General features: G+C 64.0%; 13 protein-coding genes and 1 riboswitch. Of the genes, 7 read left to right on the top strand and 6 right to left on the bottom strand.

The features are described 5' to 3' along the window. Positions 1-72: 72 nt before the first annotated feature. The gene (locus NKH21_RS13455; protein ID WP_352666181.1) at positions 73-975 is read right to left on the bottom strand and encodes a DMT family transporter; all 903 of its coding nucleotides are present in this window, start codon (positions 973-975) and stop codon (positions 73-75) included. Between the two features lie 315 nt (positions 976-1,290). Between NKH21_RS13455 and NKH21_RS13450 the strand changes: the two genes are divergently transcribed. Then, positions 1,291-2,589, top strand: a complete 1,299-nt coding sequence (locus NKH21_RS13450; RefSeq protein ID WP_352865516.1) for an adenylosuccinate synthase — start codon at positions 1,291-1,293, stop codon at positions 2,587-2,589. Between the two features lie 73 nt (positions 2,590-2,662). Further along, positions 2,663-4,369 carry a hypothetical protein gene (locus NKH21_RS13445; protein WP_352865513.1) on the top strand — a complete coding sequence of 569 codons (1,707 nt, stop codon included), beginning with the start codon at positions 2,663-2,665 and terminating at the stop codon, positions 4,367-4,369. Positions 4,370-4,400: 31 nt separating this feature from the next. On the opposite strand, the gene NKH21_RS13440 is transcribed toward NKH21_RS13445, so the two are convergent. Genes NKH21_RS13440 through NKH21_RS13425 form a run of 4 tightly spaced genes read right to left on the bottom strand, consistent with a single transcriptional unit; the run spans position 4,401 to position 7,466 of the window. Further along, entirely contained in the window at positions 4,401-4,700 is a 300-nt protein-coding gene (locus NKH21_RS13440; RefSeq protein WP_352666184.1) for a CcdB family protein, read from the bottom strand. Next, positions 4,700-4,942 carry a type II toxin-antitoxin system CcdA family antitoxin gene (locus tag NKH21_RS13435; RefSeq protein ID WP_352666186.1) on the bottom strand — a complete coding sequence of 81 codons (243 nt, stop codon included), beginning with the start codon at positions 4,940-4,942 and terminating at the stop codon, positions 4,700-4,702. Before NKH21_RS13435 ends, NKH21_RS13440 begins: the two co-directional genes overlap by 1 nt. Before the next feature lie 57 nt (positions 4,943-4,999). After that, on the bottom strand, positions 5,000-6,820 hold the full coding sequence (locus tag NKH21_RS13430) for an ABC-F family ATP-binding cassette domain-containing protein (RefSeq protein WP_352666188.1): 1,821 nt from the start codon (positions 6,818-6,820) through the stop codon (positions 5,000-5,002). Between the two features lies 1 nt (position 6,821). Next, positions 6,822-7,466: a thiamine diphosphokinase gene (locus tag NKH21_RS13425; protein WP_352666190.1), complete on the bottom strand. Its 645-nt coding sequence runs from the start codon at positions 7,464-7,466 to the stop codon at positions 6,822-6,824. A 127-nt stretch (positions 7,467-7,593) separates the two neighbouring features. Further along, a riboswitch (TPP riboswitch) is annotated at positions 7,594-7,708 on the top strand. Between the two features lie 43 nt (positions 7,709-7,751). On the opposite strand from NKH21_RS13425, the gene thiB reads away from it, so the two are divergent. The 4 genes from thiB (at position 7,752) to NKH21_RS13405 (ending at position 12,956) form a co-directional block, all read left to right on the top strand. After that, positions 7,752-8,765 carry a thiamine ABC transporter substrate binding subunit gene (gene thiB, locus NKH21_RS13420; protein ID WP_352865509.1) on the top strand — a complete coding sequence of 338 codons (1,014 nt, stop codon included), beginning with the start codon at positions 7,752-7,754 and terminating at the stop codon, positions 8,763-8,765. Between the two features lie 62 nt (positions 8,766-8,827). Further along, positions 8,828-10,444: a thiamine/thiamine pyrophosphate ABC transporter permease gene (thiP, locus tag NKH21_RS13415; RefSeq protein ID WP_352865507.1), complete on the top strand. Its 1,617-nt coding sequence runs from the start codon at positions 8,828-8,830 to the stop codon at positions 10,442-10,444. Next, complete coding sequence (gene thiQ, locus NKH21_RS13410) at positions 10,441-11,232, top strand: thiamine ABC transporter ATP-binding protein (protein ID WP_352666196.1); 792 nt, start codon at positions 10,441-10,443, stop codon at positions 11,230-11,232. The genes thiP and thiQ overlap by 4 nt, the downstream gene beginning before the upstream one ends. A gap of 254 nt (positions 11,233-11,486) precedes the next feature. Next, positions 11,487-12,956 (top strand): M48 family metalloprotease, encoded by a 1,470-nt coding sequence (locus NKH21_RS13405; protein WP_352666198.1) that lies wholly within the window; start codon positions 11,487-11,489, stop codon positions 12,954-12,956. A 13-nt stretch (positions 12,957-12,969) separates the two neighbouring features. Here the strand turns inward: NKH21_RS13405 and NKH21_RS13400 are convergent, their stop codons facing one another. Then, complete coding sequence (locus NKH21_RS13400; protein WP_352666200.1) at positions 12,970-13,827, bottom strand: RNA polymerase factor sigma-32; 858 nt, start codon at positions 13,825-13,827, stop codon at positions 12,970-12,972. Positions 13,828-14,152: 325 nt separating this feature from the next. On the opposite strand from NKH21_RS13400, the gene NKH21_RS13395 reads away from it, so the two are divergent. Continuing rightward, the gene (locus NKH21_RS13395) at positions 14,153-14,926 is read left to right on the top strand and encodes an amino acid ABC transporter substrate-binding protein (RefSeq protein ID WP_352666201.1); all 774 of its coding nucleotides are present in this window, start codon (positions 14,153-14,155) and stop codon (positions 14,924-14,926) included. The last annotated feature ends 95 nt before the right edge of the window (positions 14,927-15,021 follow it).

Genomic DNA, 15,021 nt, shown 5'->3' with positions numbered 1-15,021 from the left:
CGTGTGCAGCAGCACGCGGGGCGCTTCCACGGTCGTTGATGGATCCGCAGTGGAACGTCGCGGCGAGCGACTTCATTCAGCAGCGGATGTCGCCATCTTCCGCCCGCTGTATTCGGCGAGGCTGATGCCACCGAGCACCAGCGCGAGAGCCAGCGCCTGATAGAGCTGGAATGTCTCACCGACAATCAGCACCGACAGCAGCGTACCGAAGATCGGCACCAGATTGATGAACAGGCCGGCTCGGTTGGCGCCGATCAGCTCGTTGCCTCTGATATAGAAGATCTGCGAGATGACCGAAGCACCGATGGCGGTATAGAACGCGACCGCCCAGCCGCCGGCATCGGGGACGATGACCTTGCCGGCGGCAATCTCCCACAGGAAGAAAGGCAGCGATGTGATGAGTGCGGCAACCGACAGCGCCAGCATCAGGCTCTGCCAGCGGATGACCGGCTTCAGCCGCAACCCCACCGAATAGAAGGAGTAGCAAAGCACGGCGACCAGCATGATCGCGTCGCCGAAATTGAGATCCAGCCTGAGAAGCTGGCGTGGATCGCCATGGCTCGCCGTCACCGCGACACCGGCGATGGTCAGCACGACGCCAATGACCTGCACGCCATTGACGCGCAGGCGAAAGAACACAAAATTGGCGATGATGATGACGATCGGGATCGCCGCCTGCTCGATCGAGACGTTGATCGCCGTGGTGTAGTTGAGCGCCGTGTAGAAGATCGTGTTGAAGAAGGCGAAGCCGCAAGCGCCGAGCCCGCCAAGCAGCAACCAGTGCCTGCGCACCACCGGCCAGTCTTGGCGTAGCGTTCCCCAGCCGATCGGTAGCAGGATCAGAACCGCCAGCAGCCAACGCAGGAAGACGAGCGTCATCGGCGAGATATGACCGACCGCCAGCTTTCCGGCCACGGAGTTGCCGCCCCACAGCAAGGTGGTGAACAGCAGGAATAGGTAGGCGGCTCGATGCATCGTGACATTCCGGCCAGGCAGAGAGAAATGCGCGGTCGTTGCGGGCCTATTGCGGCAGCTCGCGCAAGTAAATGATGTCAAAGGCGAAAATTGTTGTGCCTCGGAGCGTTTTCGGCGGCAAAGAATGGTCGCGCTCGCCGGGTCTTGACGCTATAGAGCGACGTGCGTGCAATTGGACGCTACGCGTCGGAAGGCTCTAATCCTCGCGTCGTGCTTTTCCGAAAATCGATTCCGATTTTGGGGGCCGATGCGATAGAGGCCTATCGTTTCGAACTGTTTCAAGCTGCTCGTGCGGCGTCTCAAGGGAAAAGAAATATGGCCAATGTGGTGGTCGTCGGCTCGCAATGGGGCGATGAAGGCAAAGGCAAGATCGTAGACTGGCTGTCGGAGCGCGCCGATGTTGTCGTGCGCTTCCAGGGCGGCCACAATGCCGGCCACACGCTGGTCGTCGACGGCAAGGTCTACAAGCTGTCGCTGCTGCCGTCCGGCGTGGTGCGGCAAGGCAAGCTGTCCATCATCGGCAATGGCGTTGTCTTCGATCCGCACGCTTTCGTCGCGGAGGTTGCGAAATTGAAAGCGCAGGGCGTCGAGGTGACGCCGGACCGCCTGAAAATAGCCGAAAACACCGCGCTTATCCTGTCCTTGCACCGGGAGCTGGACGGATTCCGCGAGGACGCCGCTTCCAATTCTGGAACGAAGATCGGCACGACCCGTCGCGGCATCGGTCCCACCTATGAAGACAAGGTGGGCCGGCGCGCGGTCAGGGTGATGGATTTGGCGGATTTGGAAACACTGCCCTTGAAAGTCGACAGGCTGCTGACGCACCACAATGCGCTGCGGCGCGGGCTCGGCCATGCCGAGGTCACGCATGAGGCGATCATGAGCGAGCTGATCTCGGTCGCCGACGAGATCCTGCCCTATATGGACCGCGTCTGGAAAATCCTCGACGACAAGCGCCGCGCCGGCGAGCGAATCCTGTTCGAGGGCGCGCAAGGCACGCTGCTCGATATCGACCATGGCACCTACCCGTTCGTCACCTCCTCCAACACCGTTGCCGGCCAGGCCGCTGCCGGGTCCGGTGTCGGCCCGGGCGCCATCGGCTATGTGCTCGGCATCACCAAGGCCTATACGACGCGTGTTGGCGAAGGCCCGTTTCCGACCGAGCAGAAGAACGAGATCGGCGAGTTCCTGGGCACGCGCGGCCATGAATTCGGCGTCGTCACCGGCCGTAAGCGCCGCTGCGGCTGGTTCGATGCCGTGCTGGTCCGCCAGGCTGTCGCCGTCAACGGCATCAAGGGCATTGCGCTGACCAAGCTCGATGTGCTCGATGGGCTGGACGAGATCAAGGTCTGTACCGGCTACCGCCTCGACGGCGAGGCGATCGATTACCTGCCGGCCAGCCAAGGCGCGCAGGCGCGCGTCGAACCGGTTTACGAGACGCTGGAAGGGTGGAAAGGCACCACCGCCGGCGCGCGCAGCTGGAACGACCTGCCGGCCCAGGCGGTGAAATACGTCCGCTACATCGAAGAGCTGATCGGCGCGCCGGTCGCACTCCTTTCCACCAGCCCTGAACGGGACGACACGATACTTGTGACCGATCCGTTTCAAGACTAGTTTCTCAGCCTTTCCGGGCATTGCGGCTGATTTGCGGGGGCCGGCCCAGAAACAAATGCAGGTCGACTGACGTATGGTAGATTTTGTTCCTATTCTGAAAAAGGCACTCGATAAACTCGGTGAGCCGTCGGCGGAAGTGCGCGCCAGGGTCTATGACAAGGCCCGTTCGTCAATCGCGAAGCAACTCGCAGAGAAGGCCACGATGACGCCTTCCGATGTCGACCGGCAGATGCGTGTGCTGGAAGACGCCATCGCCAAAGTCGAGCGGGACTTCGCCAAGCCTGCGCCGCCACCCGACCCGCTGGCGGAACTGGAGGACATCTTCTCCTCCATCGACCGCAACAAGAACCAGTCCAGCCATGTCCGGCAGCCGGCAAAGACCGAGCCGCCATGGCAGCCGGCAAGGACTGAGCCGGCAAAGACGGAGCCAGCAAAGGCTGGGCCAGCATGGCAGCCTACGCCCGCCAAGGCGGCACCGAACTGGCAAAAGCCGCAGCCCGTCGCTCTTTCTCAGGAGCGCGCTGGTCCGCCGCCGCCCAATATGGATATTCCGACGGCCGATGACCAAGACGGCGTTTTTCGGGGCGACGACTTTTCCAACGACGGCGGCCCCGCGGAGGACAGGTTCCAGCGGCTCCATCCCGCCGAGCGCAGGCGCAGCTATGGCGGCGTGATCGTCGCCGCCATTGCCTTGCTGGTCATTGCCGGTGGCGGCTATGGCATCTGGCTGAACAAGGATGCGTTCGGCAGCATGCTCGGCCTCGACGAGACCAAAGCCGTCGCCACCGAACCGCTGGTAAAACCAGCCCCGGCCAAGCCGGTGGCCGATGCGGCCGTACCGGCCGCCGCGCCGCCGACGGAAGCCGGCGAAGGCGCGAAGTTCACGCAGCGCCTGACGCCCGAGGGCCACGAAGTCGATCCTGGCCCCGCGGCCGGGCAGGCGGGCATCGGCGAAGGCGAATCCGTCGCCGCACTGACCACGCCGCCGTCGGCCGCCCAAGCGCCGACCACCCCGGCACCCGCCGCGCCGACACCGGCCGCACCTGCCGATACGCAAGCCACGGCCAATGCTCCAGCGGTCGATGGCTCCGCTGCACCAACTCCCGCAACGCCGCCCGCCAATGGGGCAGCAGCGCCGGCCGATGCTGCGGCGCCCCCGACAGCGGCTGCCCCGCCGCCCGCGCCGGCAGCGGCACCAACGGCAGTTCCGCCGCAAGCCGCGTTGGCCGTCGGCCAGAAGGCGATCTTCTACGAGGAGCGCACCAGCACCGCTCAAGGCTCGGCCGAGCCCGGCAACATCGTCTGGTCACTGGTGCAGGAATCGCCCGGCGGCGACTTGCCACCCGAGCCGGCGATCAGGGCCGAAGCGACCATTCCGGGCAAGGATATCCAGTTGCGCATGACGATCCGTCGCAACACCGACCAGACGCTGCCGGCCAGCCATATTATCGAGATGATCTTCCTGACGCCTGAAGGCTTCGAGGGCGGCGGCGTCGACAACATCCTGCGTGTCGCCATGAAGGGGTCCGAGCAGGATGCCGGCAGTCCGCTGATCGGCATCCCGGCCAAGATCGCCGACGGGTTCTTCCTGGTTGCGCTCAACGATACCAAGGCGGATGAAGACGCCAATCTGACCTTGCTCAGGGGCCAGGACTGGATCGACGTGCCGGTCGTCTACAAGACCGGGCGGCGGGCGCTGCTCACCATGGAAAAGGGCATTCCCGGCGAGAAGGTGTTCGATGAGGCGCTGAAGGCCTGGCAGACAAAGACGGCGGGGTGAGGCCGGCTCGCCAGCCCAACGCCTCTTTGGCTCAGAAGCCTTGGAACAGCATGTCGAGCGCGCTCACGATCTCGTCGTGATGGCGAGAAAGATTTCCTTCGGCAACGGGCAATTCGGCGCTCATCAAGGCTGACATGAATTGAGTGACCATGACATGGTCCTTACCGTTGATTGTGAAGATAGGGTTTAAGCGGCGGCCCGGCACTGGCGCCTTGTTGGCGGGCATCAGCGGGACGACGACCTTGGTGTCGAGCCGTCCCAGAAGGTCGGATTGGACATCGAGAAGGTAACCGTCGTCTTCGGCACTCTGATAGAAATCATAACGCGCCATCAAAACAGCCGGTGCTTGGCCAAAGGCAAGCCGTTGCGCCTGACATAGTCATTGGAACTGTCGATCGCTCCCTTGTTTTCCTCCTGCCACCGGCGGCCTTTTTCGGCCGAAATCGCCTTGGCGATGCCCTCTTCAGCAGCGCGGGATATATTGATGCCCAACGCCTTGGCATCCTCGATCAATCGGGAGTCGATCGATGTATTAACCGACTTTCTCTGGGTTTTTGGATTCGATTGAAGCATGGAGCCGCTCCCATTTATGCGCATAATGTAGGCGCATATCAGCGTGCATGCAACCTGTCATCCCTCCATCTCTTCCCTTAGCATCTCGAGTTCCAGCCATTCCTCCTCGAGCGCTGCCAGTGTGACGCGCTCCTTGTCGAGCGCGGCAATCGTCTTCTGGAACGAGGCCGGGTCGCGCTCGTAATAGGCCGGATCGGCGATGTTGTTCTCCAGCCGCGAGATCGAGGCCGACACCGCTTCGATCTTTTTGGGTAAGGTTTCCAGCGCGAATTTCTGCTTGAACGACAGTTTCTTGGCCGGGCCCTTGGGAGCGGCCGCGTTGGTCCTGCTTGCAGCCATCGCCTCGCTGGTCTCTACCTTCGGCCGCGCCTTGCGGTCATCCAGCCTGGTGCCGCCGCGCTGCGCCAGCATGTCGGAATAGCCGCCGGCATATTCGATCCAGCGGCCGTCGCCATCCGGCGCGATGATGCTGGTCACGGTGCGGTCGAGGAAATCGCGATCGTGGCTGACCAGGATCACCGTGCCGGCAAAGCCGGCGACCAATTCCTGCAGCAGTTCCAGCGTCTCCATGTCGAGGTCGTTGGTCGGCTCGTCGAGCACAAGCAGGTTTGCCGGCCGCGCCAAGACGCGGGCGAGGATCAGCCGTGCCCGCTCGCCGCCCGAAAGCTCGCGCACCGGCGTGCGCGCCTGTTCCGGCTTGAACAGGAAGTCCTTCATGTAAGAGACGACGTGGCGCTGCTCGCCATTGATGACGAGGTTCTCGCCGCGACCGTCGGTGAGATACTGCGCCAGTGTCTCCTGCGGATCGACGGCCTCGCGCTTCTGGTCGAGCGTGGCGATCTCCAGATTGGTTCCGAGCCGCACCGTGCCTGCGTCCGGCTTCAATTCGCCGGTCAGCATCTTCAACAGCGTCGTCTTGCCGGCGCCGTTCGGCCCGACCAGGCCGACGCGATCGCCGCGCTGGATGCGGGTCGAGAATCCCTTGACCACAGTCAGATCGCCAAAGCTCTTCTCGATGTTCTTGGCTTCGATCACCAGCTTGCCGGATTCGGCGGCGTCGCTGGCTGTCATCGTCGCCGCACCCTCGGCGCCGCGATGACCACGAAAGCGCTGGCGCATGGTCTGCAACTCACCGAGCCGGCGCATGTTGCGCTTGCGCCGTGCTGTCACGCCATAGCGCAGCCAGTGCTCCTCGCGCACGATCTGGCGACCGAGCTTGTGCTGCTCGCGCTCTTCCTCCTCCAGCACCGTGTCGCGCCATTCCTCGAAAAAGGCAAAGCCCTTGTCGAGACGGCGGGTCTGGCCGCGGTCGAGCCAGATTGTGGCGCGCGACACGCGCTCGAGAAAACGACGGTCATGCGAGATGACGACCAGTGCCGAGGAGGTGCGGGCAAGCTCCTCCTCCAGCCATTCGATAACCGAAAGGTCAAGATGATTGGTCGGCTCATCGAGGAGGAGAATGTCGGGCTCCGGCGCCATGACGCGGGCGAGGGCGGCGCGCCGCGCCTCGCCGCCGGAGAGGTCGTTCGGCCGCTCCTCGCCGGTCAGGCCGAGATGCTCCATCAGATAGGTGGCGCGGTAGGGATCGTCGGCGGGTCCGAGCCCTGCCGAGACATAGGCGCGGACGGTCGCAAAACCTTCCATGTCGGGAATTTGCGGCAAGTAGCGGACGGTCGCCGAAGGCTGGCGGAAGACTTCGCCGTCCTGCGGCTCGATCAGCCCGGCGGCGATCTTGAGGAGCGTCGACTTGCCCGAGCCGTTGCGGCCGACCAGGGCGATCTTGTCGCCAGCAGAGGCCGTCAGGGCGGCACCGTCGAGCAGCGGCGTGCCGCCGAAGGTCAGCTTTATCCCGTCGAGATTGAGAAGCGGCGGCGCCATGTCAGCTTTCAGGTAGGGGAAAAGGATGCGCGAGCAGCAGCGCGCGGCCGCTGGCCAGCGCGATTTCCAGCCGGCCCCTGACCTCGTTGGAAATGGTCAGCGACGAGCCGAACGCGACCTCGACATGGTCGAGCGGCCATTTGGCACCGGTGACGCTCAGGCCGGCGAGATCGGAGAAGCCGAGCACCGAAAACAGTGTGCCGTCGGCATAGTCGAAGCGAGCCTTTCCCGGCAGCAACGGAATGCCTTCCTGTGCGCCGCTGGTCAAAAGCACTTCCGTCCCGCCTTCCGCCAGCCGGATGCTCAGCGCCAGATGCAGGAAGATGTGATCGGTGCGTTTGCCGCCGAAGGCGCCTGCGAGCACAAGGCTGGTCGCACCGCGTTCGAGTGCGGCGGCGATAGCGAGTTCACCGTCGGTCTTGTCCTTTTCGGCGGGAAACACCTGCCGTGGCACGGCCGCCAGATCCTCCGGCAAATCGGCAGGCACCGAATCGAAATCGCCGACCCAGAGTTCCGGCCTCAGGCCCAGCATGCGGGCATGGCCGATGCCGGCATCCGCAGCGATGACGCGCGAGCCTTCGACCTGGCGGTCGAGCAGCGGCGTGCGGATGAGATCGCCGCCAAGCAGGATGGTGAATGTGCTCATATCTCGTGGCCCTTACCAGCCCTGCCCCGGAAACGGAAGATGAAACGGCAGACGAAACGGAAGGCTGGGCTTTGGATGCCCGGCAAACTTCCGCTTGCGCAGCACTTCGGCCGGGCCTATGTGTCGCAACGCTCTAACGGGGTGCCGGACGCGATTTTCGCGGACCGGCTGAGAGGCAAGACTGCCAACCCGCTGAACCTGATCCGGTTTGTACCGGCGGAGGGATTAGACGTTTCGGACAGCCCGACGCCTCAATTCCTTTCAACGCGAACGAAGGAGGCGCCGATGCGCAGTTTTTTCCACTCTCTTGTCTCAATTGTCCTGTTTGCGGCATCCGCGCTCGCCCTGCCGGGGCAGGCATCGGCACAGGATAAGCTGACGGTCTATACCTATGAAAGCTTCACCGCCGATTGGGGTCCGGGACCGGCTGTGAAGAAGGCCTTCGAGGCCGAATGCAGCTGCGTCGTTGAATTCGTCTCGGTCGCCGACGGCGTCGCGCTGCTCAACCGTGTGAAGCTGGAAGGCGCCGCGACCAAGGCCGATATCGTGCTTGGCCTCGACACGAATTTGACGGCGGACGCCAAGGCAACCGGCCTGTTTTCGCCGCACGGCGCCGTGTCGGGCGTCAGCGTCCCGGGAGCCTGGAGCGACGATATTTTCGTGCCGTTCGACTATGGCTATTTCGCCGTCGTCTACGATACCGAAAAACTGAAGAGCCCGCCGAAAAGCCTCAGGGAATTGGTCGAGGGCGATGCCGGCGACAAGATCGTCATCCAGGATCCGCGCACCTCGACGCCGGGCCTTGGCCTGCTGTTGTGGGTCAAGTCGGTCTATGGCGACAAGGCGCCCGAAGCCTGGGCCAAGCTCAAGGCGAAGGTGCTGACGGTGACGCCAGGCTGGAGCGAGGCCTACGGCCTGTTCACCAAGGGTGAGGCGCCGATGGTGCTGTCCTACACCACCTCGCCGGCCTACCACATGGTCGCCGAAAACACCGAGCGCTACCAGGCGGCGTCCTTCGAGGAGGGCGAATATCTGCAGATCGAGGTTGCGGGGATCACCACCAAGGGCGCGAAGAACCCGCTGGCGGAAAAGTTCATTGCCTTCATGACCGGACCGAAATTCCAGGATGTCATTCCCGAAACCAACTGGATGTTCCCGGCCGGCAAGACCGACAAGCCGCTCAACCCGGCGTTCGACAAGCTTGTCAAACCGACCAAGACCTTGCTGTTCAGCCCGGAGGAAGTCGCGGCCAACCGCAAGGCCTGGGTCGATGAGTGGCTTGCGGCGATGAGCAAGTAGGATTCCATATGGTGTTCGTTCCCGACCTCAACCGCACCCATCGTCAAGCTGGGTAGCGCGAAATGCAGGCTCGCCGTCCTGACTCCCGCGTCACTGCCGGCGTCGTCGCGCTCGCCGCCATCGCGCTGCTGATCGGCGGGGCATTCGCCGGGCTGGTCGTCGAAGCCACACGCGACCCGTCCGGCGCCGCCTCCGCTTTCGATTCCTATCTCTTGCGCGTCGCCCGTTTCACGCTCTGGCAGGCAGTCCTTTCGACCCTGCTCTCCGTTGCACCGGCGCTGTTCGTCGCGCGCGCCCTGTCGCGGCATCCACAGTTTCTCGGGCGAGGCTTTATCCTGCAGCTTTTCGCTCTGCCGCTGGCGCTGCCGGCCATTGTTGCCGCACTCGGTGTCCTGGCGCTCTACGGCCGTGCCGGGTATTTTGCCGGCACGCTGGGCGCGCTAGGCGGCCAGAGCTGGCCCGGCATCTACGGCCTGTCGGGCATCCTCGTTGCCCATGTCTTCTTCAACCTGCCGCTGGCAACGCGGCTGTTCCTGGAAGCATTGCAGACCGTGCCGGCCAACCAATGGCGGCTGGCGAGCCAGCTTGGCATGGGCGCTGCGCCGGCCTTTCGGCTGATCGAATGGCCGCCGCTGCGTGCGGCCCTGCCGGGCATCGCCGGGCTCGTTTTCATGCTGTGCATCACCTCCTTCACCATCGTGCTTACGCTCGGCGGCGGACCCAGCGCGACGACGCTGGAGGTTGCCATCTACCAGGCGCTGCGTTTCGACTTCGACCCGGCGCGGGCGGTGACGCTGACCTTGTTGCAAATTGCGCTGACCTTCGTGGTCGTGCTGGCACTGACGCGGCTCGGCGCCAATGTGACCGGCGACGCCAATCTGCCGGTGGCGCCGCGCCGGTATTTTTCAGCCGGTGCGGCCGAGACCGTGCTGAACGCGCTGGTGATCGGGCTGGCATTGCTGTTTGTCGCCGGGCCGATGGCGGCGACGCTGGCAGCCGGGCTTGGCGCCGATCTCGGCCGCCTGGCCGGCGAGAGCGCGGTGCGGCAAGCGACGGCGACCAGTGGCGTGCTCTCCCTCCTGTCGGCGATGCTCTCTGTGGCGTTGTCGCTGTCGCTGGTCATGGCGCGCCGGGCGCTGGCGCTCACCCGGCGGACAGGCCGGCGGACACTGCTCGAACATCTGGCCGACACCGGTGCGGGGTTCGTCCTGGTGGTGCCGCCCATTGTCATCGGCGCCGGCTGGTTCCTGCTCTTGCGCACCGTCAGCGATGTCTTTGCGATCGCCCCCGTCATGGTCGTTGCGGTCAATGCGGTGATGGCGATGCCGTTCGCCATCCGCGCCATCCGCCCTGCCTATGACGCGGCAAGCGAACGCCACGAACGGCTCTGTGCACAGTTTGGTATCTCGGGCTGGAACCGGTTGCGGCTGGTCGACTGGCCGTCGCTGCGGCGGCCGCTAGCCACCGGCTTTGCTTTCGCCATGGCGCTGTCGCTCGGCGATCTCGGCGTCATTGCGCTGTTCGGCAGCGATTCCGTGCAGACCTTGCCCTATCTGCTGCTGGCGCGCATGGGCAGTTACCGCACCGAGGATGCGGCCGGGCTGGCGCTGCTGCTCGGCCTTGTCTGCCTGGCGCTGGTGCTGGCCGCGGACTGGCTGGGAAGGAGGGAGAAATCATGATGCCGATCAGCCCGGAACGGTCCATTTCGGTGGAAAAAGGCGCAGCCGTGCGGCTCGACAAGGTCTCGTTCAGCTATGGTGAAACGCCGCTTACATTCGATGTCGATTTCCCGCCGTCGGAAATCACCGCCATCATGGGGCCGAGCGGGTCGGGAAAGTCGACGCTACTCAATCTGGTGGCCGGTTTCGAGGCGCCGCGGTCGGGCCGCGTGCTGATCGGCGGCGCCGACGTCAGCACTGCGCCGCCTTCAGCGCGGCCGGTATCGATGGTGTTCCAGGAAAACAACCTGTTTGCCCATCTATCCGTCGAGCAGAATGTCGGGCTCGGCCGTTCGCCTTCGCTCAGGCTGAGCGAGGCTGACCGCGCCGCAATCTCCGCAGCGCTGAAGCGCGTCGGCCTTTCCGGCAAGGAAAGCCGGCTGCCGCGCGAACTCTCCGGCGGCGAGCGGCAGCGGGTCGCACTCGCCCGGGTCCTGGTGCGCGACCGGCCGGTGCTGTTGCTCGATGAGCCGTTCGCTTCGCTGGGACCGGCACTGCGCGACGACATGCTCGACCTGGTGGCCGACGTCCATTCGGAGCAGCGCATGACGGTGCTGTTCGTCACGCACCAGCCGGACGATGCGCGCCGTATCGGCCAAAACATGGTTTTCCTGGATGGTGGCACGGTTGCCGCGACGGGCGCCGCCGCCGATTTTTTCGTCGAGGCTGGACCGGAGGCATTCCGACGCTATATCGGCTCGGGTCCGTTTGCGGCTGGATCACGAGATGTTGCCCGGAAGCGGACATAATTTATGGTCAAACCGGCGCAAGGCGAAGCGGCGCTTGCTTGCCATGGTCGAGGTAGTGTGGCTAGGTCCGCCAGGAGTTGGTCCGGCTTAGACCGTGATTTGCCCTTGCTGCCTCGTATCTGTCGGACGCACGAAGGACGCCGTAGCACTTGATTTTGCGCGTGATGCTTTCCGGAAATCGCGCCCGATTTTCGCGGTCACGTCCCAGGACTTGAAAGGAAGCCGATCTGCCGACCGGCATCGACAATCGGAGGGTGAAACCGCTGGCTCGCTTTCTGGCGCTGGCCGGTCTTGCCTTGGCGCTGGCAAGCTGCCAGATGTTCACGCCTCCCGACGTGCAGGAATCGGGCTTCCAGCCCTCCGACAAGCCGATCACGGTCGACAATGTCGCCGCCAACAGCAAGCTCGCCCAACTGGCGAAGGCGCAGCACCCGCGCATCCTTGCCACCTATGGCGGTGAGTATTCTGACCCCAAGCTCGAGCGCATGGTGGCCAAGATCGTGGGCAGACTGACCGTGGTGTCGGCCAACCCGACCCAGACCTACCGCATCACCATCCTCAACTCGCCCAACGTCAATGCCTTCGCGCTGCCGGGCGGCTATCTCTACATCACCCGCGGCCTGCTGGCGTTGGCCAACGATTCGGCCGAGCTTGCCGCCGTCATTGCGCATGAGATGGGCCACGTTACGGCTAACCACGGCCTGCAGCGCCAGCAGCTGGAAGCGGAAGAGGGGTTGGCGACCAAGGTCGTTTCGGACGTGCTCGGCGACAACCCGACGGCCAAGGCGGCGCTGATCCGCGGCAAGCTGAGGCTGGCCCAGTTCTCGCGTAATCAGGAGCTGGAGGCCGACGCCATCGGCATCAAGTCGATCGGCGAAGCCGGTTTCGACCCCTACGCCGCCGGCCGCTTCCTGCAGTCGATGTCGGCCTATACCGATTTCCGCTCGATCAGCGGCGCCACCGACGCCAGCCTCGACTTCCTGGCGACGCACCCCAACACGCCGCAGCGTATCGATCTCGCGCAGCGCCACGCCCGCCAGTTCGGCGCGCCCGGTGTCGGGTCGCGCGACCGCGATTCATTCCTTGCCGGCGTAGACGGGCTGCTTTACGGCGACACGCCGGAGGAAGGCTATGTGCGCGGTGAAACCTTCCTGCATCCTGGCCTCGGCGTGTCGTTCTCGGTGCCTAACGGCTTTATCATCGACAATTCGGCGGCGGCGGTGACGGCGACAGGCCCGGGCGACATGGCAATCCGCTTTGACGGTGTTTCGATCGACAAGGACCGCTCGCTGACCGACTACATCCGCAGCGGCTGGGTCGCTGGCCTCGACGAGAGCAGCGTTCGCCAGGAGACGATCAACGGCAACGAAGCCGCAACCGCGCATGCCGGCGCCGATGGCTGGCAATTCGACATTGCGGTGATCCGCGCCGGCGGCCAGGTCTACCGCTTGCTGACCGCTGCACCGTCGGCCAGCACCTCGCTGAGCACGGTGGCGCGCTCGGTCAGCGGCTCGTTCCGCATCCTGAGTGCTGCCGAGAAGGCAGCGCTGAAGCCGCTGCGTATCCGCATCGTCACGGTGCAGCCCGGCCAGACGATGGGCTCGCTGGCCGCACAGATGGTCGGCGTCGACCGCAAGCTGGATCTGTTCAGGGTGCTCAACGCGCTGTCGCCGGGTGCCGCCGTTTCGGCCGGCGACAAGGTCAAGATCGTCACCGACAAATAGCAGCCGACGCGGTTCAGGCTGCGAGAAATTCCGGATTCTGCTTTACCAGCGCCGCCTTGAGTTTTTCCATGGCGCGCGCCTCGATCTGGCGGACGCGTTCCTTGGAGATGCCGAGTGTTTCGCCGAGTGCTTCGAGCGTCGCGCCTTCGTCGCTCAGCCGGCGCTCCTCGATAATCCTGAGCTCGCGCGCATTGAGCGCGCCGAGTGCCGTCCTCAGCCACACCGAGCGGCGTTCGACATCGATCGTGTCGCCGACGACCTCATCGGGCAGCGGGTCATCCGAAACCAGGAACTCCATCCGCTCGGTTGCGCCCGCGTCGTCGGCAAGCGGCGTATTGAGCGAACTGTCGGGTGCCGAAAGGCGGGAATCCATCATCGCCACATCGGCCTCCGATACCCCGAGAGCCGCCGACACTTCGCGGTAGAGCGTGGCATTCGACGTCTGCTCGGCGCCGTTTGCCAGGCGGGCGCGCAGGCGCCGCAGGTTGAAGAACAGCGCCTTTTGCGCCGAGCTGGTGCCGCCGCGCACGATCGACCAGTTGCGCAGGATATAGTCCTGCATCGAGGCCCGGATCCACCAGGTCGCATAGGTCGAGAACCGCACCTCGCGCTCGGGCTCGAAACGGGCCGCTGCCTCCAGCAGTCCGACATGGCCTTCCTGGATCAGGTCGCCCAGCGGAAGGCCGTAGTGGCGAAACCGCGACGCCATGGAAATGACCAGCCGCATATGCGCGACGGTGATGCGGTGCAGCGCCTGCTGGTCATTATTTTCCTTCCAGCGCAGCGCCAGGAGATGCTCTTCGTCACGTTCCAGATAAGGGGCTTTCATCGCCGCGCGAACCATGGTCCGTCCTGCACTGTCTTCCATCATGCCGCGCTCCTGTTTCAGGCGTTGCGGTGCGATCGAATCGTGAGTTGGCGCCGATGGTTGAAATGGCGGCGCCGCGCCCTACAACAGCGAAGAACGTGCCATGCGGGGGAATGTTCCCCCGGACTGTCATGTCGATTGCGCTGTTCCAGGCGATTCGCCACCGGCCCTGACTCAGCCGGATGGCGTCGGGAGATGCTGGTTGAGAATGGGATTTCAAGGGCGCGAGATTTTTGAAATCTAGTTTCTTATTCCGGCATCGCGCATCTGTCATTTTCCGGCACTCGCAATGACGCCGGACATCGGCCAAGGACGGGATCACAGAAAAATGAAATGGCTCAAATCGCTCATTATCGCCGGGACGCTGCAGGTTCTGGCCATCGCCGCCGGTCATGCCGGCGCCAATCTCGACCAGATCAAGCAGTCCGGCGTCTTCAAGGTCGGCACGGAAGGAACCTATGCGCCCTTCACCTATCATGATGCTTCCGGCGCGCTGGTTGGCTTCGACGTCGAGATCGCGCGGGCCATCGCCGAGCGCCTCGGCGTCAAAGCCCAGTTCCTCGAAGGCAAATGGGACGGGCTGATCGCCGGTCTCGACGCCAACCGCTACGATGCCGTCATCAACGAGGTCGGCATCACCGAAGCGCGCAAGGCCAAATATGACTTTTCGGATCCCTACATCGCCTCCAAGGCAGTGCTGATCGTGCGTGGCGACAACACCGATATCAAGAGCTTCGCCGATCTCAAGGGCAAGAAGGCGGCGCAGTCGCTGACTTCGAATTTCGGCAAGCTGGCTGAAACCAACGGCGCCGAACTCGTCGGCACCGACGGCTTCGATCAGTCGATCCAACTGCTTCTCACCGGCCGCGCCGACGCCACCATCAACGACAGCCTGTCCTTCCTCGATTTCAAGAAGCACAAGCCAGACGCCAATGTGAAGATTGCCGCGCAGGAGGAAAACGCCGACTATTCCGGCGTCATCGTGCGCAAGGGCGATCCGGAACTGGTGGCCGCCATCAACAAGGCGCTGGCCGACATCAAGGCCGACGGCACCTACCAGAAAATCGCCGACACCTATTTCGGCCAGGACGTTTCGAAGTAAAACGGCTTTCTCGTGTGGGCCGAACGCCGGCCCGCGTCGTTCGTATCGCGGCGAGCTGTCTTTGACGGCCCGCCGCTTTCGCGTGATATGAGCGA

The organism is Mesorhizobium sp. M1329 (assembly GCF_040318035.1).
Classification (GTDB): domain Bacteria; phylum Pseudomonadota; class Alphaproteobacteria; order Rhizobiales; family Rhizobiaceae; genus Mesorhizobium.
The sequence above is the reverse complement of the archived record's forward strand: the minus strand, read 5'-3'. Positions and strand labels throughout refer to the sequence as shown.

Excerpts from the sequence above, each read along its gene's own strand:
- NKH21_RS13455 (WP_352666181.1), bottom strand. The coding sequence starts at position 975 with ATGCATCGAGCCGCCTACCTATTCCTGCTGTTCACCACCTTGCTGTGG.
- NKH21_RS13450 (WP_352865516.1), top strand. The coding sequence starts at position 1,291 with ATGGCCAATGTGGTGGTCGTCGGCTCGCAATGGGGCGATGAAGGCAAA.
- NKH21_RS13445 (WP_352865513.1), top strand. The coding sequence starts at position 2,663 with ATGGTAGATTTTGTTCCTATTCTGAAAAAGGCACTCGATAAACTCGGT.
- NKH21_RS13440 (WP_352666184.1), bottom strand. The coding sequence starts at position 4,700 with ATGGCGCGTTATGATTTCTATCAGAGTGCCGAAGACGACGGTTACCTT.
- NKH21_RS13435 (WP_352666186.1), bottom strand. The coding sequence starts at position 4,942 with ATGCTTCAATCGAATCCAAAAACCCAGAGAAAGTCGGTTAATACATCG.
- NKH21_RS13430 (WP_352666188.1), bottom strand. The coding sequence starts at position 6,820 with ATGGCGCCGCCGCTTCTCAATCTCGACGGGATAAAGCTGACCTTCGGC.
- NKH21_RS13425 (WP_352666190.1), bottom strand. The coding sequence starts at position 7,466 with ATGAGCACATTCACCATCCTGCTTGGCGGCGATCTCATCCGCACGCCG.
- thiB (WP_352865509.1), top strand. The coding sequence starts at position 7,752 with ATGCGCAGTTTTTTCCACTCTCTTGTCTCAATTGTCCTGTTTGCGGCA.
- thiP (WP_352865507.1), top strand. The coding sequence starts at position 8,828 with ATGCAGGCTCGCCGTCCTGACTCCCGCGTCACTGCCGGCGTCGTCGCG.
- thiQ (WP_352666196.1), top strand. The coding sequence starts at position 10,441 with ATGATGCCGATCAGCCCGGAACGGTCCATTTCGGTGGAAAAAGGCGCA.
- NKH21_RS13400 (WP_352666200.1), bottom strand. The coding sequence starts at position 13,827 with ATGATGGAAGACAGTGCAGGACGGACCATGGTTCGCGCGGCGATGAAA.
- NKH21_RS13395 (WP_352666201.1), top strand. The coding sequence starts at position 14,153 with ATGAAATGGCTCAAATCGCTCATTATCGCCGGGACGCTGCAGGTTCTG.